Raw genomic sequence first — 25182 nt, forward strand, 5'->3', positions numbered from 1 at the left:
ACATGGACCCCGCCTCTAGTGTGATTCTGAAGTTGTTCTGCGAGGCGCATTGTGCGCCTTGGTGATTCGAGGCTCAGTGCCCAGCTTCTGCAACGTCGGGTGACTTGTCCGACTCGTTGCGCTCGAGCTGCGGGCCCGCGTCGACAGGCACGTCGACGGTGACCGATCCGGCCTTCTCGAACTTGAAGGTGATCGGGACGGTCAAGCCGGGGCGAACGCCTGCCTTGATGTCCTGCAGAACGACGAGAGAGAGCGCAGCGGGTGCGTCGTCGTTCTCTTCGTTGTTCTTGATCTGGGTCTCGGCCTCGGTCGCGGCGCCTTCGCCTGCGGGCAACTGACCGGCCTGCAGCGACGTCTGCGGCTTGATCGTCAAGCCACCTACCTCTTCACCTGCGATGACGCGTGCTGCGTAATCGGTGGTGATGCTGACGAGCTTGTCCGTGGTCTCGGCGCTGTCGTTCACGACGGTGAACGCGAGCACGGCGTTGCCGCCCGGCTCGATGCTGTACTCCTCGGACGAGGGGTAAGCGATGTGCACGTTGCGCAGTGCGATCTCACCGAGGTCGGCGCTGTTGCCGTTCACGGCGGCCTGCTGGACGGCGGTCTGGCTCACCTGTCCGGAACCGCAAGCGGACAGCGCGATGGCTGCGCCTGCAGCCAGTGCAATGGCGGTAGCGACTCGACGAGTCGGCTTACGGATAGCAGTCACGATTTGTCCTCCACGGCGTCAGGTTCGCACTCCACTAGGCAGAGTAGTAGATAAGGTCCCGCGGGCTGGCCGTCGGGTCGCCACAACGGTTGTCTGCGTGGGCTTTCAGTCCGTTACGCAGGGGTGCTCCAGACCAGTTGAATGCACGTACAACAAGCCCTGTCAACCCCTACGCTCGAGCAAGGATGCCCCTGACCTGCACAGTTGATGAGTGGTCGGTTCTTTCACGTGTTAAACTAGTGGAATCGAAAGGGGCACGGGACACATGATTTTCAAGGTCGGAGACACCGTCGTATACCCCCATCACGGTGCGGCGCTGATCGAAGCTATCGAAACCCGCACCATCAAGGGTGAGCAGAAGGAGTACCTGGTTCTGAAGGTCGCTCAAGGCGATCTCACAGTACGGGTTCCTGCAGACAACGCAGAGTACGTCGGAGTTCGTGACGTGGTCGGCCAAGAAGGCCTCGACAAGGTTTTCCAGGTTCTGCGAGCACCGCACACCGAAGAGCCCACCAACTGGTCTCGTCGATACAAGGCAAATCTCGAGAAGCTTGCCTCAGGTGACGTGAACAAGGTTGCAGAAGTTGTTCGTGACCTGTGGCGTCGTGAACAGGACCGCGGACTTTCCGCTGGTGAGAAGCGCATGCTCGCCAAGGCTCGTCAGATTCTCGTCGGAGAGCTCGCGCTCGCCGAGGGCACTGACACCGAGAAGGCAGAGACCATTCTCGACGAGGTCCTCGCGGCCGCGTCCTGACTGCAACACAACAAAGCTGACAGTGGCAGTAGTAGCCCTGGTACCTGCCGCAGGTCGGGGAGTGCGATTGGGCGAGAAATTGCCCAAGGCATTTGTCGAACTCGGTGGGTGCACCATGCTTGCACGCGCGGTCGATGGACTCCGGAAATCCGGAGCGATCGACCGCGTTGTTGTCATTGTGCCGCCTGAACTGGTCGAATCCGTCGTAGCCGACCTCGGTCGTGCAGCGGACGTCGACGTCGTCGGCGGTGGTGCCGAAAGAACCGATTCGGTTCGAGCCGGCCTCAGTGCTGCCGTCGACGCAGATTTTGTACTCGTGCACGATGCCGCACGGGCATTGACACCGCCGGCGTTGATCGCGCGCGTCGTCGACACTCTCCGAGCCGGCAGCTCCGCTGTCATCCCGGTACTTCCGGTTACCGACACGATCAAGTCGGTCGACGTACTCGGCGCAGTCACCGGTACGCCTCTGCGTTCGGAGTTGCGTGCGGTTCAAACTCCCCAAGGATTCTCCACCGACGTCCTGCGCAGTGCGTACGACGCCGGTGACGTCGCCGCGACCGACGACGCCGCTCTGGTCGAGCGTCTCGGTGTTTCGGTGCAGACGATTCCCGGCGACGCCCTCGCCTTCAAGATCACCACTCCGCTCGACCTGGTCCTTGCACGGGCGCTCCTGAGCTCGGAGACAGCGTTGAGTGCGGATTCACAGGACGGAAATTAGATGCGCGTCGGTCTCGGCACGGATGTTCATCCCATCGAGGTCGGTCGTCCTTGCTGGATGGCCGGGTTGCTGTTCGAGGAAGCAGACGGGTGCTCGGGCCATTCGGACGGCGACGTCGCCGTCCACGCGCTCTGTGACGCGTTGCTCTCTGCGGCGGGCCTCGGTGACCTCGGTTCGGTTTTCGGCACCGGCAGGCCCGAATGGGACGGCGTGAGCGGCGCTCGAATGCTTGCCGAGGTTCGTCGACTGCTCGAAGTGAACCAGTTCACCGTCGGCAACGCCGCGGTGCAGGTCATCGGCAACCGACCGAAGATCGGGCCGCGTCGCGACGAGGCGCAGAAGGTGCTTTCCGAGATACTGGGCGCGCCTGTTTCTGTGTCCGCGACCACCACGGACGGCCTCGGCTTGACCGGTCGAGGCGAGGGGATCGCCGCCATGGCCACCGCGTTGGTCATGACAACCGAACACGACAGGTAAGATCGCTGGTCGTGACCCTGCGCCTATACGACACCGGTACGCGGGCCCTTCGGGATTTTGTTCCGTTGGCCCCCGGACATGCATCGGTGTACCTGTGTGGGGCGACAGTTCAGGGTGATCCTCACATCGGACACGTTCGCAGCGGCGTCGCTTTCGACGTGCTGCGTCGCTGGCTGTTGGCGCACGGCAACGACGTTGCCTTCGTGCGCAACGTGACGGACATCGACGACAAGATTCTCAACAAGGCCGCCGGCGCCGGTCGACCTTGGTGGGAGTGGGCGGCGACGTTCGAGCGGTCGTTCACGTGGGCCTACGACCAACTGGGTGTGCTGCCACCGTCCATCGAGCCACGGGCCACCGGCCACGTGACGCAGATGGTCGAGATGATGGAACGTCTGATCGAGAACGGCCACGCGTACGCGGCGGGCGGTGACGTCTACTTCGACGTGCAGAGCTACCCCGAGTACGGCGCACTGTCCGGCCACAAACTCGACGACGTTCATCAGGGCGAGAGCGCTGCCGAGGGAAAGCGTGATCCTCGCGACTTCACCCTCTGGAAGGCCGTCAAGCCCGGTGAGCCCTCGTGGCCGACACCGTGGGGACCCGGCCGTCCGGGCTGGCACCTCGAGTGCTCGGCCATGGCGGAGTTCTATCTCGGGGCGGCATTCGACATCCATTGTGGTGGACGCGATCTCGTCTTCCCGCACCACGAGAACGAAATTGCGCAGGCCAAGTGCGCCGGCGACGATTTCGCTCAGTACTGGTTGCACAACGGCTGGGTCACGATGAGTGGCGAGAAGATGTCCAAGTCGTTGGGCAACGTTCTCTCGGTGCCGAACGTGCTCAAGAAGGTTCGTCCGCAAGAACTTCGGTACTACCTCGGTAGTGCGCACTACCGTTCCAATCTCGAGTACTCGGACGAGGCGTTGGACGAAAGTGCGAAGTCCTACCAGGGGCTCGAGTCGTTCGTCCTGCGCACACACAAGCGTGCGGGCGGCGTCGAACTCGGTACGTGGACCGAAGGTTTCGCGGCGGCTCTCGACAACGACTTGTCGGTGCCGATCGCGTTGGCCGAGATTCACGGCAAGGCGAGCGAGGGTAATTCCGCGCTCGCTGCCGGTGATCTCGACGCGGCTCGGGTGGCTGCCGGCCAGGTGCGGGCCATGCTCGCGATCCTGGGCGTCGACCCACTCGACGAGCATTGGACGCAGTCCGGTGGCGACACCGAGACGGCAATGGAAGCTTTGGACGTGTTGGTGCGGGCCGATCTCGATCGTCGGCAGCAGGCACGTACGGAAAAGAACTGGGCGGTGGCGGACGAGGTCCGCGATCGCCTCATCAAGGCGGGTATCGAAGTAACCGATACTCCCGACGGACCCGAATGGTCCCTTAAGGCAGGGCAGTAACAATGGCTGGAAACTCGAGCAGGCGCGGCGCAGTCCGTAAGGGCGGCACCAAGAAGGGCCAGGTTGCCGGTTCCGGCGGTAAGCACCGTCGCGGTCTCGAAGGGCGTGGCGCTACGCCGCCCGCCGAGGCACGCACCAAGCATCCCGCGGCAAAGCGTGCAGCGCGCGCCGCACGTGCCGACGAGAAGCAGGGCCGCGGTGGCCGTCCGGGTCCGGGCCGCAAGGTTCTCGACGGTCCCGAGACAGTGCTCGGACGCAACCCGGTGGTCGAGTGCCTACGCGCCGGCGTTCCGGCGACTGCACTGTGGGTCGCCGTCGGCACCGAGAGCGACGATCGACTGAAGGAATCCGTTCAGCTCGCTGCGGATGCCGGCATCTCGATCCTCGAGGTCCCCCGCACCGATCTGGATCGCCTCAGCGCCAACGGTCTTCACCAGGGCATCGCCCTGCAGGTTCCGCCGTACCGCTACGCGCACCCGGACGATCTTCTCTCGGAGGCACGCAAGCATGCCGAGCCGCCGCTGCTCGTCGCGCTGGACAACATCACCGATCCCCGCAACCTGGGTGCCGTCGTGCGCTCGGTCGCAGCTTTCGGTGGACACGGCGTCGTGATTCCGGAGCGTCGTAGCGCGAGCGTGAGTGCTGTCGCTTGGCGTACCAGCGCCGGCGCTGCCGCTCGTTTGCCGATTGCTCGGGCAACCAACCTCACCCGCACGCTCAAGGACTGGGCATCGAAGGGTGTTCAGGTCGTCGGTCTCGACGCCGAGGGCGACACCACTCTCGACGATTTCGACGGCAGCGGTCCCGTTGTGATCGTGGTCGGTTCCGAGGGCAAGGGCCTTTCGCGCCTCGTCCGCGAGAACTGCGACGCGATCCTGTCGATTCCGATGGCCGGTCCGGTCGAGTCGCTCAACGCCTCGGTTGCCGCCGGAGTCGTCCTGGCGGACATCGCCCGCAGGCGTCGTAGCAGCTGAGTTGTAACGGCTTTCGGGTGAGTCTGGCGGGGTTCTAGCTCCGCACCGACCAGGCTTCCCACAGTGCAGCGTAGGAACCGTCCGCGCCGATCAGTTCGTCATGTGTCCCGCTCTCGACTACGCGGCCACCGCTCATGACGAGTATGCGATCGGCGCGGACTGCTTGGCTCAGCCGGTGTGCGATCACCACGGCGGTCCTGCCGGTGACTGCGAGCTCGGCTGCCTGATCGAGTAGACCGGCTGCGGTGGTTCCGGCTTCGGCAGTCGCCTCGTCGAGGATGACGACGGGAGGATCGAGCAGAGCCAGTCGGACGAGGGCTATGTGCTGTGCCTGCGCTGCCGTCAACTGGTACCCACCGGCCCCGACCCTGGTCTCGAGTCCGTCCGGAAGTTCATGAATCCATTGAGCTTTCATCGTGTCGACGGCTTCGGCGATCTTCGCATCGTCCGAATCTGGTGCACACAACCGGAGATCGTCGGCGATCGTCCCGACGAACACGTGAATTTCCTGGCTGACGAGGACGACTTCGTGCCGAAGTTCGGCATCACTCAGGTCGTCAATCAGTTTGCCGTCGACGGTGATTCGCCCGTCCCCGACGGGAATGATGCCGGCAATCAGTTTGGCGAGCGTGGTCTTTCCGGCGCCGCTGCTTCCGACGACGGCGATTCGTTCCCCCGGTGCGATCGAGATCGAGATCGAATCGATCACCGGGGTGGAGTTGTCGTACGAGTAGGAAACCCGGTCCACCTCGACGCCGATGGGTTCGGACCGAGCCGAGGCAGGAATGCTCGTGGGCCGCCCGGGCATCGCGGTGACTCCGATCAGGCGAGCCAGGCTGGCACCCGCATCCTGCAATTCGTCGATGTTCGAGAGAAATACCGCGATGGGGCTGAACAGACTGTGGAAGTAGAGGGCGGCGGCGGTAGCGGCCCCGATGGACACCGAGCCTGTGGTCACGAGCCAGTAGCCGACGCTCAGGACGGCGGCCAGTCCGAGCAGTTCGGCGCCGTTGAGTTGGGCGAAGAAGTTGGTGCGCAGGCGAACTGCCTGCATGTCGAAGCTGATGGCATGCTCGGAGGTCTCGGCGATTCGGTCGATGTGCTCGTCTGTTCGCCGCAGGGCAGTGACAGTGCCTGCGCCTCCGAGAGTTTCGATGAGCTGTTGTCCCCGCCTGGCCTGCGCAGCGCGAGAGCGTCGGTAGACGGGTCCGGAGCGTCGGAGGAAATGACGAAGAGCGAAATAGTGAATCGGCGCAACGGCAACGATTGCCACGGTGAAGCGCCAATCGATCACTCCCACACCGACAAGCGTCAGTGAAATCATGAACAGGGCAGACACGGTGGCGGGTAGTACTCGCGCGATGACGGTGTTTACCGCTTCGACGTCGCCCGAGACCCGGGAAATCAGATCACCGGTTCCGGCATCCTCGACCAGTGACGACGGCTGCGCGAGGGTGGCGGCGAACACGTCCTCACGAAGATCGGCCAGCACGTTCTGCGCGACGTTCGCCAGAAGCTGTGTGCTCCACCAGGTCAGCGCAACCCCTGCTGCCGCTGCGCCGAGCATGAACGCGGTGATACGCAGGAGTGAGGCAAACGGTTTGCCCTCCGTGACCGCATCGACCATGAGTCCGAGCAGTGCCGGGGTGGACAGGCCGCAGGCCGTAGCAGAGAGAAGCACGACGGTCGTGAGTGCGAGCGCTCGCTTGCGTGGCCGAAGCAGTGCGATCAATGCGCGGACGGTCTGCTTGGTCGACGCGATCGGCAGGGCAGATACAACCGGAACAGCAGATGCATCCGGAAGGGTATCGGTCACAGCGACTCTCCCTCCCGAACGCCGTGGTCGATCGTGACGACACGGTCACACGAATGGAGCAGGGTCGGGCTCGAGGTGATCACCAGAATGGCCTTGTCGGGGAAGTTTCTCAGCGAGTGTGCAATCCGATGCTCGGTGACAGAGTCCACGGAAGTGGTGGGTTCGTGGAGGACCAGGATCGGCTGGGGTTGATGGAGAGCGCGGGCGAGGAGAAGGCGTTGGCGTTGACCTCCGGAGAGTTTCTTTCCTTGCTCGCCTACCTCGGAGAGGTGGCCGTCGGGCAGATGCGTCAACACGTCGTCGAGCGCAGATGACGTCATTGCCGACGAGTCGACGTTCGGTGCAGCCAGATTGTCGAAGACGGTGCCGGTGAACACGGTTCCTTCATGGGCGGAGACGAACACCTGATCACGAACTCCGTCCGGGCCGAGGTCGGTTGCATCGGTGCCGAATACGAAGTAAGAGTCGGGGGCGAGCGGGGTCTGATAGGCGAGTTGTCGTGCCAGTCGGTCGGCGGAATCGTCAGCGCGCACACCCACCACTTCTCCGCGGCGAGCTGAGACGACGGTTCCGTTGTCCGCCGAAATCAATAGGGCGTCTTCAGTTCTGGCAGGTTCGGTCGCGGCCGTGGGGGCCAGCGATTCGATCAGGTGTGGCTCGGCCAACAGTTCGGACAGTCTGCGCGCGGAACCTCGCTTGGCAGCGAGTTCGGCACCGAAGAACCCCAGCGTTTCCATCGGACCGGCAATCACTCTGCTCAAGCCGACAACGGTGACGAAGTTGCCCACGGTGATCGTGCCTTGATGCGCCATCCACGCGGCTCCAAGCGCAACCGAAGCCAGCACCAACGCGGAGACCCCGGAATTGAGCGCGGTCAGGCTGGACATTGCTCTGACCGTCCGGATCGCTGCCTTCATCGACTCCCGGCTCGCGTTGACGTATCGCGACAGGGCGGTGGGTTCAGCCCCGAAACCCTTCAGTACCCGCAGTCCCAGCGTGAAATCCGTTGCAAGCATGCCTGCCTCGGCTGCCTTCTTCTGCTCTGCATACACGCGCTCGTCCAACGGACCGCTGATCTTGTGGATGAATATGAGCTGCGCAGCGGTGATGAGTACGACGATCAGTGCGAGCGGCCACGAAACGAAGGCAAGCGAAATCACTGCCGCGGCGAGCCCCGCAAATGCCGAGCCCTGTTCGGCGACAACCCAGGAGAAGCCCGAGACGTGTGAGGCATCCGAGGTAGAGATGGTGAGAACTTCACCGGTCGAACGCTGAGCTTTCATCCCCCTGGCATCGAGTACTCGTCTGGCAGCATTCAGTCGTAGGTCGTGTTCGCCGTAGACGAAGACCTGCGTGTTCAGGCGAACTGCGATGCGCCACGACAGAGCGAGTCCCACGAACAGAGCACACAGCACCGCAAGCCACACGAGAAGTGCTGTGCTGTCGGACTTTCCGATTGCCCGGTCGACGACGGTGCCGATCAGCACCGGGATGAGGGCTTGAGCTACCTGATACGACGCCTGCCCGGTGACGGCTGCAACCAGTCGCGGGCCGCGTCCGGAGGAGAATGATCCGACTCGGATCATCTCCATCGGACCGGAACGAGTTTCGGGCAGCGCTGACACTCGTGAAACTCCTCGCCCAGATCTGAACACTCGTTGTGCAGTTCTACGGTAGAGCCGGTGCGAGTGCGGAAAGTGCTCGCAGATGCCAAGGGCTACGCGGCAGCGGCCAGATGGAGTATCGACACCCCATTACCGGGATCGGGTCTCGATATACCTGGCTGGTCGAAACAAAGTACGTTTGCGAAGAGAGCTGACAGAAGATGAAGAGCACTACCCGAATAGTGGCTGCGTTGGCCGCGACTGCCCTGCTCGCAGGCTGCCAGAGCAGCACCGAGTCAACAGCGTCGGAGGGCACGACGCAGTTGGCCGAGGCCGGCGCGCTGCCGGTCACCGTTGATCACGCGTACGGGTCGACCACCATCGAGACCGAACCTCAGCGGATCGTGACGATCGGCTGGAACAGCCAGGATTCGGTCCTCGCACTGGGCAAGACACCCGTCGCCATGGAGTCGTTCAGTGGGGCAGGCTTGGAGAACGGCATCCTGCCGTGGGACGAAGAATTGTTGGGCGATATCGAACCCACGTTGCTCGACAGCACGTCCGGTGTGCCGTTCGAGCAGATCCTGGCGTTGGAGCCGGACGTGATCATCGCAGTGGTCTCGGGAATCACCGAAGACGACTATGCACGTCTTTCCCAGATCGCACCCACCATTCCGTTCAAGGAGACCGCATGGGCGACCACGTGGCAGGAACAGTTGTCGACCATCGGATCAGTACTCGGCCAACCGAAGCGGGCTGCCGAGCTGATCGAGGAAACTGACGATTCCATAGCCGACCTGGCTGCCGGATCCCCGAATCTGAACGGGAAAACCTTGACCTTCCTCTCGGGAAACATCGACGGCCTCACCAATTACTGCGCTGACGACGGCCGAGTCATCCTGATGTCCCAGCTCGGACTGAAGCAGTCGGCCGGAAGCGCAGAGCTGTGCGGCGACACCCAGGGGTCGGTGACTGCATCGCGCGAACAGTACAACGAACTGGACGCGGACGTGATCGTGCTCAACGACGCGAGTGGGCAGGGGCTCCCCGGATTGATGGGGGACAAGTTGTTTGCCGACCTGCCGGCAGTCAAGGACGGCAGGCTGATTCAGCAGCTCGGTCTGGCACGAGTCATGGCCTTGGCGTCACCCACGTCGCTGAGCGTCAAATATGCTTTCGCGGAACTGGTCTCGAAGATGAACGGGTTCTGACCAGTTAGGCCGACAACTCGCACGCGTCCGAGTAGTAGTTCTTCGGTGTGCGTCCGGTGACCTTGCGGAACACGCTGGTGAAGGCGCTGGGGGTTTCGTATCCGACGCGACGGCTTACCGTCGAAACAGGAACGCCCGCAGCGAGATAGGACATCGCAGCGCGGACGCGAACTTGAATTCGCCACTCGGTGAAGGACATCCCCGTGCCTTGAGAGAACACACGGCTCAGGGTACGGGGGCTTCCGCCGACCACGTAGGCCCAATCGGCAAGCCCGCGTTGATCGGCGGGGTCGGCGATCAAGCGGCGTGCAACGGCGAGGGCCCGGGGATCGGCGGGCATCGGCACTGCGACATCAGCCGCCTCGATGGGCGCGAGCGTGTCGAAGACTACGGATTCCGCCCGCAAGCGAGCCTCGGTAGGCATGTTTCGCTGGTGCAGATGGATGAGCATCGTCTTGACGACGTCGTCGATGCCGATGATCGCGGGTTTTGTCCACGGGTGGGGGAACGACTCGGGCCGGAAATAGGTGAAACGAGCCTCGGTGGATGCGCCGAGCGTGATGCGCCGTGGAGTTCCAGCCGGAATCCACATGCCGACCGTCGGTGGTATCTGCCAACGAACGTCGTCGATGTACGCGCTCATCTCGCCGGAAGCGCCCCAGAGGAGTTCGTGTTCGGGATGGCGGATCTCACGCCACGCGCGCTTCTGATCACGCCCGATGGTCGACGTCGTCATCGAGAAGGGGAGCGGAACGTACCGGCCTGCCGGCACAGCCCAGTACGGAAATCCTGTGGAACTCATCGGTGGATCATACCGCGAATGACTTAGGTAATGCTTTCCTATTTGGTTCTTTGATGCAGGCGCGACGGAGTGTGATCGCCACAAAAGATCGAGGGTGGCACCGAGTCCGAAGACTCGATGCCACCCTCGAACACATTCCCCGACGGAGTGTTTACAGGTGGAGCAGGTGGAGCGAGTGAATCAGCTGCCGTTGGCCAGGACACCGCTGATGATGTCGGAGATGAAGCCGGCCGGGTTGTCCAGGATGGAGGATCCGGCCGAACCGGTTCCGCCCTCGCCGTCAGAAGAGCCGAAGCCCAGATCTGCCGAGCCCGATGCGGCCGCCTCGCCGGGGTTCTTGGCGCGGATCTTGGCGTAGACGCCGCTGATGTTCTGCTCGGTATTGAACGTCGAGATACCGATCGAGCTCGACATTTCCTGGTACGAACCGATCGGTGCATCGTCGGCGACGAGGTACTGCGCCTCGATCGTCACGGTCTTGCTTCCGGTGGGTGAGATCAGCCAGCCGGTGCTGGGTACATTCACGGTTCGGGCGGCAGTGTCAACCGAAGGCGTGACGGATTCGGTCTTCTGACCGCCGATCAAGTGCCACGCGTTGACCGTCGCCGTGCCCTGGATGTACTTGAACGTGGCGGGGTAGCGGTCGACGAACTGGTCGACGTAACGCTCGGGGTGGCCTGTTGTGGAAATGACCGTGCGCACGGTGACTTTGCCGCCGGGTGCAACTTCGCCGTCGCCCACGATGCTCTTGGTGATTCGGACGTTGGAGGAGTTGACCGTTGCCGCGGACGGGTGGGTGGCATCGGCGCTCGCGGTGCCTGCGGTCATCACGAGTCCGCTGGTGGCAAGCGCAGCGATTGCGATTCCGGTGAGTGTTTTGCGCATTGAAAAACGTGACATGAAATTCTCCGTTCGAGGGGTTCACGCTGACGGCGATGGGATGACTCTTCAAAGGTTGCGCCGCGGTAACCATTGAAACCTATCGGACGCTTGCCTATGTATCAGTTCGGCAAAATTTACGGAAAAGTCCGAATTGAGAGGACTTTTTCGGTGTCGATTGCCTGCCGTTAACTGATTGTCGACTATTTCGACGAAAAGCTGGGCGAATGTCCAGGTCGACTGTATCGTACTTCGAGAGTCGGGTTGCAACAAGTTCCAGTAATCAATGAATTCGGTTGTCCTGGAACCACACAGAGTGGAGATTGTTCGTGGCAAAGTTTGGATCCAGGAATCGTAGTCTGTCCACCGTTGGAGCTGGTTTGGGGGTGATCGCTCTTGCTGTGGGCGCAAGCGCGCTGGGTGCGGGAGTCGCGACTGCCGAGACAGCAACTTCCGGTGCCTACACATTTACTCGCACCGTGGACAATGCGTCGCCGAAGATCGGTGACACGATCACCTACACGACAGTGTCGAAGAAGAGCGGAATCGACGGGTATATCAGCAGGTTCACCGAGACGCATGCCGCATGCTTGACCTTTGTCCCGGGCTCGGCGAAGGTCACGAAGTTTCACGTTGGCGGGACGATGACCGAAACCACTGAAACGCCGGAACTGACAGCCACGACGCTCGAGGTGACCAGTGCCGGCTGGATCAACAACGGCAGCAAACCGGTGACCATGAAGACCAGCTACACGGTTACTGCTTCGTGTGCGCCGGGAACCGTGTACGGAAGTGGATTGGCGGTAGGTGCCACGGTGATGGGCAACGGATTCCAGTCGAGTGCGAATTTCGCCAACTTGGGCCCGTCCATCACTGTCCGCGCCGCGGATGTGGTCGATCCGGTTGACCCGGTCGATCCCGTTGATCCGGTTGATCCCACTGCCCCCGGAACCGGTGGCGGAACCGGATCGCTCGGCTCGTTGAGTGGTGGCCTCGGTTCCCTCAGCGGCCTGTTCGGTTCGAGCTAGGCGAGAGTTGTGAAACGGCGGGCCGAGACTGTCGTGGTCTCGGCCCGCCGCGGTTGTTCGGAGATCGGGTATTCAAACCATCAGGTGCTCAGCCGAATTCGATCGAGGTGTTGATTTCTTCCACCTGGTTGGAGGTCTGCATGTTCGTCGTGTCGGTGAACTGGTTTGCAAAGCTGACCAGGTAGACCGGCGAGTTGTCGTCGGCTTGGTAAGCGACGACCGTCATGACGGCGTAGAGCGGAACGTCCAGGTTTGGGGCGGTCCAGGTTCCGGAGAGGCGGAAACCCTGCTGTCCGTCGACGTCGATCTCGGTGTACTTCACCTCGGTCCACCCGTCGAGAGTGGCGATCGTTTCACGCGCAGCGGCAAGAACCTCGTCTTTTGTTGCGGTGCCCTGGTTTTCGACCGTCACCGTGGTGTTCGGCATGAAACCGCTGGGTTCCTGGCTGTTGCTGGACAACGCGTCCGTAACGCCGACAGGGATGTTCTCGCCGTGAGTCCAGCTCGGCGGGAGGCTGACGCTGATGCTCGGCGCTTCGGGGTCGTCGCCGGTTTCGATCGTCGTCCGCTCACCGATGAACGGTGTTCCGTCCCGCAAGGTCGGCGTCGCGGCAGCGGCAGACGGCGAGGATGCAGAACTTTCGGAAGCAGTGGTCTCACTGGTGTTGGTATCACTGGAGACGGCGTCGCCGCTTTCCGAACTGCTGCATCCGGACAAGACGAGTGCAGCAGTGATCAGTGACGCTATTCCGAGAGCAAGTGTGCTGCTCTTAGGGCTCATAGTGTGACAGTCCTTCAGGTTCTGGCGACGGCCGAGCGCCGCCGGCAGCATTGCTGGCGCGGCTGAGACTATCAGCGCTACGACGGCCGAGTAGTGGCCTTGAAGGTAATGGTGCTGCCGGGCCGCAGCTGTGCCAGCGACGCAATCCCGGCGTCGGAAACGACGGCGATGACCGGGTATCCGCCGGTCACGGGATGGTCGGCGAGGAACACGACGGGCTGGCCGCCTGGCGGCACCTGGATGGATCCCGTCACGACGCCTTCGCTCGGCAATTCCCCGGTGCGTGAGCGATGCAAAGGCCCTTGGCCCTGTAGCCGGACCCCGACTCGGTTGGTGTGTTCGGTGACTTTCCACGTGGTGTGAAGGAGCGCGTGAACGGATGCGGCGGTGAACCAGGAATTTCGGGGGCCGAGCGTGATCTCGATCGGAACCGCGCCGAGTGCAGGTGCGGGCGGTGGAATCAACTCTTCGGTGGGCCACGTCCCTTCCTCGGCCCCGAGGAGGACTAGATCGCCGGCGGCGAGCGGCGGCGGCCCGAGTCCGGAGAGCGTGTCGGTGGATCTGCTTCCGAGTACCTGCGGGACGTCGACGCCACCGCGTGCAGAGATATACGTTCTCAACCCGGTTGTGCTGTAACCCAATTCGAGAATGCTGCCACTACCCAGATGGATGCTCGCGTAGTCAGGTGCCGGCCGTCCGTCGACGGCCAGCGGCACCCGCGCGCCTGTCGCTGCCACCGTCATCGAACCGACGGCCCGCATAGCGAAACCCCCAGCGGTGACTTCGATGGTTGCTGCTCGAAAAGTGTTGCCTACGAGTCTGTTGGCGCTGTCATGCGAGATCATGTCGACGGCGCCGGATCTTCCGACCCCGAGGGCGCCGTAGCCTCTCCGCCCGCGGTCCTGAACTGTGGCGAGCGGGCCGGTACGCACAACCTCGAGCCAGGCCATGAATCCATTGTCCCGCAACAGCGCGGTGAAGACACCAAAATCATGCTTGCACCAAAATCATGCACGGACAAAGGTGACTGTGGTGCCGGGTAGAAGCAGCGCCGGCGGGCGGCGCTCGGCATCCCACACCGACAGTTCAGTCGTTCCGATCAACTGCCACCCGCCTGGGGAACTACGCGGGTAGACGCCCGAGAACGGTCCGGCCAACCCGACTGCACCGGCCGGGACCTGCCTGCGCGGGTCCGATCGACGTGGAACTTCGAGCTTTCTCTCGTTGCTGGTCAGATACGCGAAGCCGGGGGCGAAACCGATGAACGCGACGGTCCACGACGCAGACGTGTGAGCATCGATCACACCGTCGACCCCGAGGCCGGTCAGCTTGCCCACCTCTACGAGATCGGGGCCGTCGTAGCGGACCGGAATCTCGACAGCAGACCCGCTCTCGTCTGCTGTGAGTTCGATCGGTACGGCCCCACGTACCCATTTCTCCACCAGTTGGTGCGCGGTGATCGTGTTGTCGTACTCGATCAAGATGGTTCGCGCCGCGGGAATCAGGTCGATCACTCCGGGGATCCGACTGGCGTCGAGAGCCCTGAAGTTGCCCAGCACACTCGGCAGTTCGTCGTACTCGACGAGGACTGCGGATTCACCGGCGGGCAGGATCGCGATCATGTGAACGGCGTGATCTCGACATCGGAAGATTCGAGGAGAGCGCGGATTGCCACGGCCATGTCGACGGCTGCCGGACTGTCACCGTGCACGCACACCGATGCGGCAGCGACTTTCAACGTGCTCCCGTCGACTGCGTCCAACTCGCCGTCGACGACCATTCGCCGAACCCGCTCTGCAACAAGTGTCGGGTCCTGCAGAACGGCGCCCGACTCGGTGCGGGGGACCAGGGTGCCTTCCGCCGTGTACGCACGATCGGCAAAAGCCTCGGCGACCACGTCGAGACCGGCCTCGCGCGCCTCTTCCAGAAACACCGAACCCGGTAGTCCGAGAACAGGTAGCGAACTGTCATAGGCAACGACGGCGGCGACCACGGCCCGCGCCTGCCGTCGGTGATGGACTATTGCGTTGTAGAGCGCGCCGTGGGGTTTGACGTACGTGACCCGCGATCCGGCGACACGAGCCAAACCGTCGAGTGCCCCTATTTGATAAATGACGTCGGCGGTGAGGTCCTTCGGGGAGACGTCGATGAAGCGTCTGCCGAAACCGGCGAGGTCTCGGTACCCCACCTGCGCGCCGATCCGGACGCCGCGGGCGGCGGCGGATTCGCAAGTCGCCAACAGCGTTGTCGGGTCGCCGGCATGGAATCCGCAGGCGATGTTCGCGCTGGTGACAAGTTCGAGCATGGCGTCGTCGTCGCCCAGGGTCCAGGCTCCGAAGCCCTCGCCGAGGTCGCTGTTCAGATCAACGCTGTAGCCCATACCTCGATTCTAGGTAGGTATGGGCTCTCGGTGTTCAGGCGTGCGCCGGAATCCGTCCGGCATTCTTGCGACGTGCGGATCCGAAGAGTCGGCATATCAGGTAGATCACGAACGAGACCGAGGTGACGAAACTCGAGACGGGAACGCCGGGGGCCAGCGAGAGAAGGATGCCGCCGACGGCTGCCAGTTCGGCGAACACGACGGAGAGGATCGTGGCCTTGAGTGGGCTTGCCGTGACGTACGCGGCGGCCGCTGCGGGGGTGATCAGCAGCGACATCACCAGCAGAGCACCGACGATCTGTACGCCGAGTGCTGCGGTGATGCCGACCAACACTGCGAACACGATCGACAGTGCCCGAACCGGAACACCGCGAGCTGCAGCAACTTCGGGGTCGGTGCTTGCGAACAGCAAAGGGCGGTAGATGAATCCGAGTGTGCCGATCACGATGACCGCGCACAGCAGCAGAAGTTCGAGACCACTGTTTCCCGGCGCCACGATCTGTCCGACCAACAACGAGAAGCTGGTTCCCGTGCGACCGTCGTACGCCCAGAGGAACAACACCGACAGGCCGAGACCGAAAGCCATGATCACGCCGATCACCGAATCTCGGTCGCGCGCTTTGGCTCCGAGCAGTCCGAACAGCACTGCCGCGACCACGGATCCGACGATGGCACCGAAGCCGACGCCCACACCGACGAGAAGTGCGGCGGATGCGCCCGTCAGTGACAGCTCACTCGTTCCGTGCACCGAGAACGACATCTGACGGCTCACGATCAGCGGCCCGATGATGCCGGCCAACAATCCGAGGATGGCACCGGCAATCAACGCCTGTTGGACGAAGTCGTACTGCAGTAGGTCGACGGTGGCGGACACGTCGAACATCCGCGACATCGCGTCGGTGAACTTGTTACTCACTGGTGGTGATCCTCATCAGAATGGTGAACGCCTTCTCCCGGGCGTAGTCCGCCGGCGCTGCCGAGCGCGTCGATGGCGTCGCCGGTGCCGATCACGACGAGGCGGCCACGAACCTGCAACACTTCGACGTCGGTGTTGTACAGATCCGAGAGAACTTCGGACGTCATCACTTCGGCCGGCGTCCCGATCCGGAATTTGCCGTCCACCAGATAGAGCACTCGATCCACCAACGGCAGGATCGGATTGATCTCGTGCGTCACGAACAGCACCGCGGTGTCATGGCTGCGCCGCCGCTTGTCGATCAGCGTCGAGACCAGGTGCTGGTTGGCGAGGTCGAGGCTGAGCAGCGGCTCGTCGCACAACAGGATCCGCGGGTCGCCGACCAAAGCCTGTGCGATCCGCAGTCGCTGCTGCTCACCGCCGGACATGGAACCGATGGGAGCGTCGGCGAACGACTGGGCGCTGACCTGTGCGATGGCGTCGTCGACGATCTTGCGGCGACGACCCCGACGCAGTAGGCCCGTACCCCACTGGTGACCGTCGACGCCGAGGCCGACCAGGTCGCGGCCGCGGAGCGGGAGGCCGTCGTCGATCGATTTCTGCTGCGGGATGTACCCGACGTGTGAGTTCCCGGCCCGTGCCGGCGTGCCGACGATCTGTGCACTACCGCCGCTGAGTTGTAGTTGGCCCAGCAGAATCTTCAGGAGCGAGGTCTTGCCCGACCCGTTCGGCCCGAGTACGGCGATGAACTCACCTGGCTGTACCTCGAGATCGAGCCCGTCCCACAATGTGCGGGCGCCGAAGGACAATCGAGCGTCCTTCAGCGTCACAGCGGGCACGGAGGCCGCTGAAGGCGCGGTGTTACCAGAAGGCACGGTGTTACCAGGGGGCACAGGAGTATTCGCGGAAGTTTCTGTCACAAGCCGATCGGTTCTTCTCGGAAATGGTGGGGCAAATAATTACTGGGCAGAGAGGGCGTTTGCGAGCGACTCCGCGGTCTGCGTCTGCCACTGAATGTAGTCCAGGCCCTCGGGGAGAGTCTCCGTAACCTCGACGACGGGCACTCCGGCGGTTTCGGCTGTGGTGCGCATGTCCTGGGTCACTTTGTCCTGCGTCTGGATGTTGTAGACCAGTGCGCGGGCCTGCTTCTCCGAGAGGAGCTGGCGCGTTGCGGCGATTGCGGCCGGTGAAGGATCGTTGCCGTCTTCGATGGCACTGGTGAACTCTTCGGGAGTTGCGTCCTTCAGTTCAGCTGCGACCAGGAGGTAGTGCGCGATCGGCTCGGTCTGCGCCACCGGTGCGCCTGCGTGGGCAGCGGCGATGGAATCGGTGATCGCTGTGACGCCGGCGAGCTTCTGGCTGTATGCCTTCGCGTTGTCCTCGTAGGTCGCCGCGTTGTCCGGATCGAGAGCGCTCAGCTGATCGGCCACCGAATGTGCGACGGCGTCGACGGTCGGGATGTCGAACCAGACGTGTTCGTTGACTGCGCCGTGGGTGTGACCGTCATGCGATTCGCCCGCGGTTTCGCCGGCGTGGATGCCGCCGTCGAGCAGGTTGTAGGCGTTGACCGTCTTCTGCTCGCCCTTGCCTGCGTCGAGGACGTCGGTGATGAACTGGTCGTAGCCGCCGCCGTTGTAGACGACGAGCGATGCGTCGGTGATCTTGGCGGCATCGGCGGGAGTCGCTTCGAACGAGTGCGGGTCCGCGGACGGCTCGTTGATGATCGACGTCACGGTCAGCTTGTCGCCGGCGACTGCCTGCGCGACGTCGCCCCACACGTTCGTCGATGCGACGACGGTGATGCCGTCGTCCTTCGAGGAGGTTGAGCTGCACGCGGTGAGCGCGAATGCTGCGGCGACCGAGACGGCCGCGAGGGCGGTGGCGGTGCGGAATTTCGACGACGAACGCACGTGCTTTTCTCCTGAACAAAGGCTGGGCTAAATGCTATTGGAAACCGTTACCGTTACACATTAGCGCATAGTCGCTGGTAGTTCACCTTCGGTTCAGCCCCAACGCGCCGTCTGCGGGCACTACGGCTAACGTCCGTTTATGCCCCGGTCCCGTCAGCCACGCCGTCAAGCCACTTTGGCGTCGCTTGCCGCCGAGCTCAATGTGTCGAGAACTACAGTCTCGAACGCGTACAACCGACCCGATCAGCTCTCCGTCGAGCTGCGGGATCGAGTGCTCCAAGCGGCCAAGCGACGCGGATACCCCGGACCTGATCCGGTCGCCCGCTCCTTGCGAACTCGCAAAGCCGGCGCCGTCGGTCTCCTGCTCACCGAAGCACTCAGTTATTCGTTCCGCGACCCGGCCGCCATGAGCTTCCTTGCCGGTCTCTCGGAATCATGTGAGGACGCCGGCCAGGGCTTGCTGCTCATCCCGGCCGGGCCCGGCCGCGACGAGGTGGATGCTGCAGCCGTGGTCCAGCAGGCGGGCGTCGACGGCTTTGTCGTCTACTCCGTGGCCGACGACGACCCGTATCTCGCTGCCGTGCTCGAGCGTCACATTCCGATCGTCGTCTGCGACCAGCCCCGCGAGATTCCCGGTGCATCCCTCGTGGGCATCGACGACCGCGCTGCCATGCGCAAGGTCGCCGACTACCTCATCGGGCTCGGCCACCGCGACATCGGCGTGCTCTGCATGAGGCTGGGGCGCGACCGGATGGACGGCGTCGTCAGCCAGGAACGACTCAAGTCCCCACACTTCCACGTCCAGCGTGAGCGGATCGAAGGAGTGCGCGACGCGATGGTGGCGTCCGACATGGACCCACTCTCACTCACCGTGATCGAGCGGTACGTCCACACATCGCAGTCCGGGCACTCGGCGGCGGCGGAAGCTCTCGCGACCAACCCCGAGATCACCGCACTGGTCTGCACCACCGACGTGCTGGCTCTCGGCGCCTTGGACTGGGCGCGCTGGCAGGGCATAGATGTACCTGGCCAACTGTCGATCACCGGATTCGACGGCGTCGACGAGGCGCTGCGCGAATCACTGACAACGGTGCGCCAGCCCCAGGAAGAGAAGGGCCGGCGTGCCGGTGCGCTCCTGATGTCGCCGTCCGGATCCGGCGTTCCGATAGTCGAGATGCTCGACACCGAACTACTGGCCGGGCGAACATCAGGTCGGATCAAGGGGTAGCGCTCACGCCAGGAGTTGGGCGCAGCGCAACAAGCCCAGATGGCTGTACGCCTGGGGGTGGTTGCCCAGTGAGCGTTCCGCGATGGGGTCGTACTCCTCCGCGAGCAGTCCGGTGGGACCCGCTGCCGCGACCAACTGGTCGAACAGTGCCTCTGCTTGCAGGCGTTGCCCGATCAGTAGGTATGCCTCGACGAGCCAGGCGGCACAGAGATGGAATCCACCTTCGATGCCGGGCAGGCCGTCGTCGTGATGGTAGCGGTATACCGTTGAGCCGCTGCGTAGTTCGGCCTCGGTGGCTACGACGGTCGCTGCAAAGCGCGGATCCGTCGGATCGATCAGCCCCGACAGCCCGATGTGCAGAGTCGCCGCGTCGAGATCGGTACCGTCGTAGGCTGCGGTGTACGACTGGACGTCGTCCTTCCAGCCCTTGTGTCGTACTTCGTCGGCGATCTGGTCACGCAGTTCCACCCACTCGGGCAGGGCCTCGCGAGAAAAGCGGGTCGCAAGATCGACGGCGCGGTCGACGGTGACCCAGCCCATAACCTTGGAATAGACGTGGTGGCGCGGGTTGTCGCGAATTTCCCAGATGCCGTGATCGGGTTCGAACCAGCGCCGCTGCACTGCTTCGACCATGGCGCACACCAGTTCCCAGTCGCGGTCGCTCAAAGGATCGGGATCACCGGCCTTTTCGCGTGCATTCGCCAGTTCGACGATGAGCTCGACGATCGGGCCGAACACGTCCAGTTGAACCTGCTGATTCGCGGCGTTTCCGACGCGGACCGGCCGGGAGCCGGCGTATCCGGGGAGTGAATCGATGACGGCCTCTGGCGGTAGCGAAGTCCCGTGGAGCGTGTAGAGGGGGTGCAGGCGCTCGGGTCCCGGCAGTGTTTCGAGCACGCGGTGGACCCAGTCCAGGTAGTTCTCGGCCTCGTCGGTGGATCCGACGCTCACGAGAGCTGTTGCGGTGAGGGCGGCGTCGCGCAACCAGCAATAGCGGTAGTCCCAGTTGCGGACTCCGCCGATCTCTTCCGGCAGGGACGTCGTCGCGGCAGCCATGATGGAACCGGAATCGGCGTGGACCAGCCCGCGCAAGGTCAGTGCAGAGCGTTTCATCAAGTCCGGCTTCAGCTTCGGGAGTTCGAGCGTCTTGGCCCAATCGGACCAGTAGGCCTCCGAGGTCGCTCGACGCTCGAGCTCCGGAACGTCGGACGGGCCGATTTCTTCTGTTCCGCAGCGCAATTCGAGGACGACGTCACCCTTGGACGGCTCGACGATGGCGTGGGCGGTCTGCTGGTTTCCGTCGGTGGCGATGTTCCACAGCACACCGGGGGAGCGGAGCACGTACGGCTCGTTGGTGCCGAGGACCCGAATGCCCTCGTCGACGACCTCGAGCGTGACCTGACCCTGGCCGAACTCGGGACGGGGTGCAAACGAGACGATCGCGTCGGCCTGACCGGAAATGATGCGGGTCAGGTCGGTTCGTCCCTGTGGGACGTCGTGGGGGAGGTAGTCGGTGACGGACAGGCTCGCCCAGCGGGTCTGAACTGTCATCGTGCTGTCGATGTACTTCTGGCTCAGCGGCAAGGCTGTGCGTCGAGGCCCGACCGAGAAGTGGCCGGCCCCGGTTCCGCCGAGAAGGTGTGCGAAGACGGCCGCTGAATCCGGTTCCGGGTGACACAACCAGGTCAGCGTCGCATCCGGGGTCACCAAAGCGACGGTGCGCGGACTGGCGAGCATCGAGAGCCGCTCGATGGGCGGAGCGTCGGCGCCGGAAAGCCACGTACGACGCTCGTCGAGCAGGAACGCCAGAGCAGCAGCGACGTCCTCGGTGCTGTCGACGCGATAGTCGGCGACGGTGTCCCCGCTGCCGACCTTGATTCCGATGTCCGGCCCCTGAAGCCTGCTGAACGCCTTTTCGTCGGTCACGTCGTCGCCGATGAAGACGGCAGCGGTTGCGCCGTCCTGATGGCGAATCAAGTCGAGTGCGTGCCCCTTGTCGGTGGCGATGACAGCCAACTCGACCACCGATTTGCCCTCGGTGACCTGAACGCCTGGCCAGAGTGCCGATTCGGTGCGGACGGCGATGAGCGCCTTCTCGGCGTCGTCGGCACTGGTGTTGCGTACGTGCAGTGCAACGCTGGCGGGCTTCTTCTCCACCGTTGCCCCAGGGGTGTCGGCGGCGATTCGGCCCAACTCGGTGACGATCTCGTCGAGCAGTTTCCTGGCGTCGGCGTCGATCGCGTGAACGAATCCGATGTCGAACTCGGAGCCGTGGCTGCCGACCAATTGCACTTCGGCGGGAAGTCGGGACAGCGCAGCCAGATCCTTGAGGGCGCGGCCCGAGATCACGGCAGCCGTCGTCGACGCGAGGCTGGCGAGAGAGCGAAGCGCACGCACCGTTTCCGCCCGGGGATACGCCTTGTCCGGGTTGGCGACGATGGGTGCCATCGTCCCGTCGTAGTCGGAGGCTACGAGCAGACGCGGCGTGCGTGCCACGCCTGACAGCGCTCGGCGGAGTTCGATGGACAGATCTTGTGCGCTCACCTCTTCAAATCTAGGTGATGCAGCGACTCCTGGCTCGATACGTTTCCGGCCGATCAGTGCAAAAATGACAGATGCGACAAAGGATGTCTATTCGGGTTTCCGAGTTCCGTCACCGAGCAGCAGTTCAACCGTCAATTCCAGTCGATTGGCGACATCGGTAGCCGAAGAGCGTCGCGTGAGCCATGCCACCAAATTGGACAGCCACACATCGGAGATCACGCGCGCGATCGCCAACTGCTCTTCGGTTGGCTCCTCTTCGGTCATCGCTCGTGCGAAGAGGCGGTCCATCAACTGGCCCACCTGATCGACCTCGGCCGCTGCGGAGGCGTCGGCGAACATGAACGCGCGAGTCATCGCTTCGGTGAGGAGCGGATCGCGCTGCATCGCGCGGGTGATGAGGCTGAGGATCAGCTGCATCCGCTCGAGCGGACTGGTTCCAGGCGGGATCTTGCCCTTGGAATCGATCTTCTCGAATTCGCGTGCCAGGGCGGACACCAGTAGGTGAACCTTGGACGGGAAGTAGCGATAGAGCGTTCCGACTGCGACGTCGGCACGCTCGGCCACGGCGCGCATCTGAACAGCCTCGTAGCCGCCCTTGGACGCCAAGGCGAGTGTTGCGTCGAGAATCCGCTTGCGGCGTTCGCGTTGCGCGTTGGAGCTGAGATCGTCGTCCCCGAGCGTTGCAGAAGCAACCGCGTTGGAGCGGGATCGGGATGTTGTGGTCATCGACAAATTCCTTCGCGCCTTGACTCTTGGCCAGGTGTCATATTAGAACACGTTCTAAACAATTGTGTCACTTATCGAGAGGCGGGAACCAGTTGTGACAATCGCCACGACCGATGAACAGCGGGCGGTCCAGGAATCGATAGAGGCCTGGGCTCGCTCGGCCACGCCGATGGACATGGTACGCCGTGGACCAGCAGTTTCGTGGCGGGAGAAATGGTCCGAGTTCGCGTCTCTCGGGATATTTTCGGTCGCCGTTCCCGAAGCGGTAGGCGGAGCCGGGGCCGAAATCGTCGATCTCGCAGCAATGCTCGAGCAGGCGGCAATCGAACTCGTGCCGGGTCCTGTTCTCACGACTGCACTCGCAGCTCTGGTGGTGGGGCGTAGTTCGTCGCCCGCTGCCAAGCGATGGTCCGAAACGCTCGCCGACGGTGCGCTGCCGTGTGCCGTCGTATTGGACGAAAGTCCAGTTGCGGCAACGGCGAATGCGTCCGGCGGCATCGAGCTTCATGGCGAAGGAGGTTACGCCTGGGGCGGCGATTCGGGCGTATCGGTACTCGTGTCGGCGGGCGTGGTGTCCGAAGACGAAGGCTCGCGTGTCGTCTGGGCTCTCGTCGACGGAGACAGTGAAGGCGTGACCTACGAAGCGGTCGACACGATCGACAAGTCGCGACCACTCGCGCGAGTCTCCTTCGATCGAGTGACGGTCGACGCCGACCGAATCCTCGATGACATTGCGCCAGGATCGGTTTCCGACCTAGCGGCGGTACTTGGGGCTGCCGAAGCTGCCGGAATTGCGGCGTGGAGCCTGCGTACTGCGGTGGAGTACGCGAAGATTCGCGAACAATTCGGAAAGCCCATCGGCTCGTTCCAGGCGATCAAACATATCTGCGCCGAAATGCTGTGTCGCGTAGAGAATGCCGGGGCCGTCGCTTGGGATGGTGCGGTCGCTGCCGAGTCGGGCGACGAACTTCCGATCGCCGCAGCAGTGGCCGCCGCGGTGTCGCTGGATGCCGCTGTCGACACGGCAAAGGACTGCATTCAAGTGCTCGGCGGCATCGGATTCACCTGGGAGCACGAGGCGCACTTCTACCTTCGTCGAGCACTGTCGCTCCGGCAGATTCTGGGCGGATCGTCTCATTGGCGCGCACGCGTCGTGGAATTGACGATCGGCGGCGCACGGCGTCACCTTCAGATCGACTTGAGTGAGCTCGAATCCGACCGGTCCGAAATTCGCGAAGAGGTAGCGCAATTGGTGGCGCTGCCCGAATCCGAGCAGCGCAACGCATTGGCCGAATCGGGCTACCTTGCGCCGCACTGGCCCAAGCCGTACGGCCGGGGCGCCAAGGCCGCGCAACAGATTCTGATCGAAGAAGAGTTGGCGGCCGTCGGTATCGGCCGACCCGATCTGGTGATCGGCTGGTGGGCAGTGCCGACCATCCTCGAGCATGGCAGTGCGGAGCAGATCGAAAGATTTGCGACTCCGACGCTCAAGGGCGAGATCACCTGGTGCCAGCTCTTCAGTGAACCCGGCGCAGGTTCGGATCTTGCGGCACTGCGCACGACCGCGGAAAAGGTCGACGGCGGTTGGAAGCTGAACGGCCAGAAAGTCTGGACTTCGCTTGCGCGTGAAGCTGACTGGGCCATCTGCCTCGCCAGGACCGATCGCGAGGTTCCCAAACACAAGGGCATCACGTACTTCCTTCTCGACATGAAGACGGCTGGGATTCGAATCTCGCCGCTGCGCGAGATCACCGGAGATGCCCTGTTCAACGAAGTCTTCCTCGACGACGTCTTCGTCCCGGACGAGTGCGTCGTCGGCCAGCTCGGTGGAGGCTGGAAACTGGCCCGAACGACCCTCGCCAACGAGCGGGTCGCAATGAGCGGTGGCTCTTCGCTCGGCGGTGCGATGGAGGAATTGCTCGAGCTGGCCGGCGACCCCGATCCTGTGGTGGCAGACAAGCTCGGTGGGCTGATCGGAACCGCCATGGTGGGCTCACTGCTGGAATTGCGCACGACACTGCGGCAATTGGACGGTCAGGATCCGGGTCCGGCGTCGAGCGTCCGCAAGCTGGTGGGCGTGCGCCAGCGTCAGAATGTCGCAGAGTTCGCCATGGAATTGGGTGGCCCGGCCGGATGGGTGGAGGGTCCGCTCTCGCGTGAGTTCCTCAACACGCGATGCCTGTCGATTGCCGGCGGAACCACGCAGATTCTGTTGACCGTCGCCGCGGAGAGAATTCTGGGCCTGCCCCGTGATTAGACGGCGTGAGTAGAGGCCTTTAGAAATGTCCACGTTGGTGATACAACTAGAACACGTTC

The 25182-nt window shown here is 63.3% G+C and carries 23 protein-coding genes; 9 read left to right on the forward strand and 14 right to left on the reverse strand.

Going from position 1 to position 25182, the window contains the following annotated elements; translation table 11 throughout:
• Positions 1–73 precede the first annotated feature (73 nt).
• Entirely contained in the window at positions 74–709 is a 636-nt protein-coding gene (locus tag ACVZUB_RS03665; RefSeq protein ID WP_007726888.1) for a copper chaperone PCu(A)C domain-containing protein, read from the reverse strand.
• Positions 710–974: 265 nt separating this feature from the next.
• Between ACVZUB_RS03665 and carD the strand changes: the two genes are divergently transcribed.
• From carD to rlmB, 5 genes are read left to right on the forward strand one after another with little or no spacing between them, the layout of a single operon-like run.
• A complete protein-coding gene (carD, locus tag ACVZUB_RS03670) occupies positions 975–1463 on the forward strand; it encodes an RNA polymerase-binding transcription factor CarD (RefSeq protein ID WP_003945666.1) in 489 nt (162 codons plus the stop codon).
• Positions 1464–1485: 22 nt separating this feature from the next.
• The gene (gene ispD, locus ACVZUB_RS03675) at positions 1486–2184 is read left to right on the forward strand and encodes a 2-C-methyl-D-erythritol 4-phosphate cytidylyltransferase (protein ID WP_217018341.1); all 699 of its coding nucleotides are present in this window, start codon (positions 1486–1488) and stop codon (positions 2182–2184) included.
• Positions 2185–2661 carry a 2-C-methyl-D-erythritol 2,4-cyclodiphosphate synthase gene (gene ispF / locus ACVZUB_RS03680; RefSeq protein WP_064075129.1) on the forward strand — a complete coding sequence of 159 codons (477 nt, stop codon included), beginning with the start codon at positions 2185–2187 and terminating at the stop codon, positions 2659–2661.
• A gap of 11 nt (positions 2662–2672) precedes the next feature.
• Positions 2673–4067 carry a cysteine--tRNA ligase gene (gene cysS / locus ACVZUB_RS03685; RefSeq protein WP_003945830.1) on the forward strand — a complete coding sequence of 465 codons (1395 nt, stop codon included), beginning with the start codon at positions 2673–2675 and terminating at the stop codon, positions 4065–4067.
• 2 nt (positions 4068–4069) lie between these two features.
• On the forward strand, positions 4070–5041 hold the full coding sequence (gene rlmB / locus ACVZUB_RS03690; RefSeq protein ID WP_003945749.1) for a 23S rRNA (guanosine(2251)-2'-O)-methyltransferase RlmB: 972 nt from the start codon (positions 4070–4072) through the stop codon (positions 5039–5041).
• A 34-nt stretch (positions 5042–5075) separates the two neighbouring features.
• On the opposite strand, the gene ACVZUB_RS03695 is transcribed toward rlmB, so the two are convergent.
• Both ACVZUB_RS03695 and ACVZUB_RS03700 read right to left on the reverse strand, forming a co-directional pair.
• A complete protein-coding gene (locus tag ACVZUB_RS03695; protein ID WP_217018342.1) occupies positions 5076–6857 on the reverse strand; it encodes an ABC transporter ATP-binding protein in 1782 nt (593 codons plus the stop codon).
• On the reverse strand, positions 6854–8482 hold the full coding sequence (locus ACVZUB_RS03700; RefSeq protein ID WP_007726874.1) for an ABC transporter transmembrane domain-containing protein: 1629 nt from the start codon (positions 8480–8482) through the stop codon (positions 6854–6856). The genes ACVZUB_RS03695 and ACVZUB_RS03700 overlap by 4 nt, the downstream gene beginning before the upstream one ends.
• Positions 8483–8682: 200 nt before the next feature.
• On the opposite strand from ACVZUB_RS03700, the gene ACVZUB_RS03705 reads away from it, so the two are divergent.
• A complete protein-coding gene (locus ACVZUB_RS03705) occupies positions 8683–9672 on the forward strand; it encodes an iron-siderophore ABC transporter substrate-binding protein (RefSeq protein WP_256932190.1) in 990 nt (329 codons plus the stop codon).
• Between the two features lie 4 nt (positions 9673–9676).
• Here ACVZUB_RS03705 and ACVZUB_RS03710 read toward each other — a convergent pair whose 3' ends face one another.
• Both ACVZUB_RS03710 and ACVZUB_RS03715 read right to left on the reverse strand, forming a co-directional pair.
• A complete protein-coding gene (locus ACVZUB_RS03710) occupies positions 9677–10474 on the reverse strand; it encodes a helix-turn-helix domain-containing protein (RefSeq protein WP_031332820.1) in 798 nt (265 codons plus the stop codon).
• Between the two features lie 180 nt (positions 10475–10654).
• Positions 10655–11374: a hypothetical protein gene (locus ACVZUB_RS03715; RefSeq protein WP_003945935.1), complete on the reverse strand. Its 720-nt coding sequence runs from the start codon at positions 11372–11374 to the stop codon at positions 10655–10657.
• 365 nt (positions 11375–11739) lie between these two features.
• On the opposite strand from ACVZUB_RS03715, the gene ACVZUB_RS03720 reads away from it, so the two are divergent.
• Positions 11740–12381, forward strand: coding sequence for a hypothetical protein (locus ACVZUB_RS03720; protein WP_217018344.1), 642 nt, complete (start codon positions 11740–11742; stop codon positions 12379–12381).
• A gap of 88 nt (positions 12382–12469) precedes the next feature.
• On the opposite strand, the gene ACVZUB_RS03725 is transcribed toward ACVZUB_RS03720, so the two are convergent.
• The 7 genes from ACVZUB_RS03725 to ACVZUB_RS03755 form a co-directional block, all read right to left on the reverse strand.
• Entirely contained in the window at positions 12470–13162 is a 693-nt protein-coding gene (locus ACVZUB_RS03725; RefSeq protein ID WP_217018345.1) for an LpqN/LpqT family lipoprotein, read from the reverse strand.
• A 77-nt stretch (positions 13163–13239) separates the two neighbouring features.
• Positions 13240–14112 (reverse strand): 5-oxoprolinase subunit C family protein, encoded by an 873-nt coding sequence (locus ACVZUB_RS03730; RefSeq protein WP_007733989.1) that lies wholly within the window; start codon positions 14110–14112, stop codon positions 13240–13242.
• Between the two features lie 57 nt (positions 14113–14169).
• Positions 14170–14784, reverse strand: a complete 615-nt coding sequence (gene pxpB, locus ACVZUB_RS03735; protein ID WP_082845682.1) for a 5-oxoprolinase subunit PxpB — start codon at positions 14782–14784, stop codon at positions 14170–14172.
• Positions 14781–15542, reverse strand: a complete 762-nt coding sequence (locus tag ACVZUB_RS03740) for a LamB/YcsF family protein (protein ID WP_482628148.1) — start codon at positions 15540–15542, stop codon at positions 14781–14783. The genes pxpB and ACVZUB_RS03740 overlap by 4 nt, the downstream gene beginning before the upstream one ends.
• A 34-nt stretch (positions 15543–15576) precedes the next feature.
• Positions 15577–16458, reverse strand: a complete 882-nt coding sequence (locus tag ACVZUB_RS03745; protein WP_003945811.1) for a metal ABC transporter permease — start codon at positions 16456–16458, stop codon at positions 15577–15579.
• Positions 16455–17333: a metal ABC transporter ATP-binding protein gene (locus ACVZUB_RS03750; protein ID WP_047269722.1), complete on the reverse strand. Its 879-nt coding sequence runs from the start codon at positions 17331–17333 to the stop codon at positions 16455–16457. The genes ACVZUB_RS03745 and ACVZUB_RS03750 overlap by 4 nt, the downstream gene beginning before the upstream one ends.
• An 84-nt stretch (positions 17334–17417) precedes the next feature.
• Positions 17418–18368 carry a metal ABC transporter solute-binding protein, Zn/Mn family gene (locus tag ACVZUB_RS03755; RefSeq protein WP_042920537.1) on the reverse strand — a complete coding sequence of 317 codons (951 nt, stop codon included), beginning with the start codon at positions 18366–18368 and terminating at the stop codon, positions 17418–17420.
• A gap of 139 nt (positions 18369–18507) precedes the next feature.
• On the opposite strand from ACVZUB_RS03755, the gene ACVZUB_RS03760 reads away from it, so the two are divergent.
• Complete coding sequence (locus ACVZUB_RS03760; protein ID WP_007733995.1) at positions 18508–19596, forward strand: LacI family DNA-binding transcriptional regulator; 1089 nt, start codon at positions 18508–18510, stop codon at positions 19594–19596.
• A gap of 3 nt (positions 19597–19599) precedes the next feature.
• Here ACVZUB_RS03760 and otsB read toward each other — a convergent pair whose 3' ends face one another.
• Together otsB and kstR are read right to left on the reverse strand one after the other, a co-directional pair.
• Complete coding sequence (gene otsB, locus ACVZUB_RS03765; protein ID WP_007733998.1) at positions 19600–22140, reverse strand: trehalose-phosphatase; 2541 nt, start codon at positions 22138–22140, stop codon at positions 19600–19602.
• A gap of 87 nt (positions 22141–22227) precedes the next feature.
• Positions 22228–22866: a cholesterol catabolism transcriptional regulator KstR gene (gene kstR / locus ACVZUB_RS03770; protein WP_003945752.1), complete on the reverse strand. Its 639-nt coding sequence runs from the start codon at positions 22864–22866 to the stop codon at positions 22228–22230.
• A gap of 94 nt (positions 22867–22960) precedes the next feature.
• Between kstR and ACVZUB_RS03775 the strand changes: the two genes are divergently transcribed.
• Positions 22961–25123 (forward strand): acyl-CoA dehydrogenase family protein, encoded by a 2163-nt coding sequence (locus ACVZUB_RS03775; RefSeq protein WP_217018352.1) that lies wholly within the window; start codon positions 22961–22963, stop codon positions 25121–25123.
• Positions 25124–25182 lie beyond the last annotated feature (59 nt).

It is taken from the genome of Rhodococcus sp. OS5 (assembly GCF_056837585.1).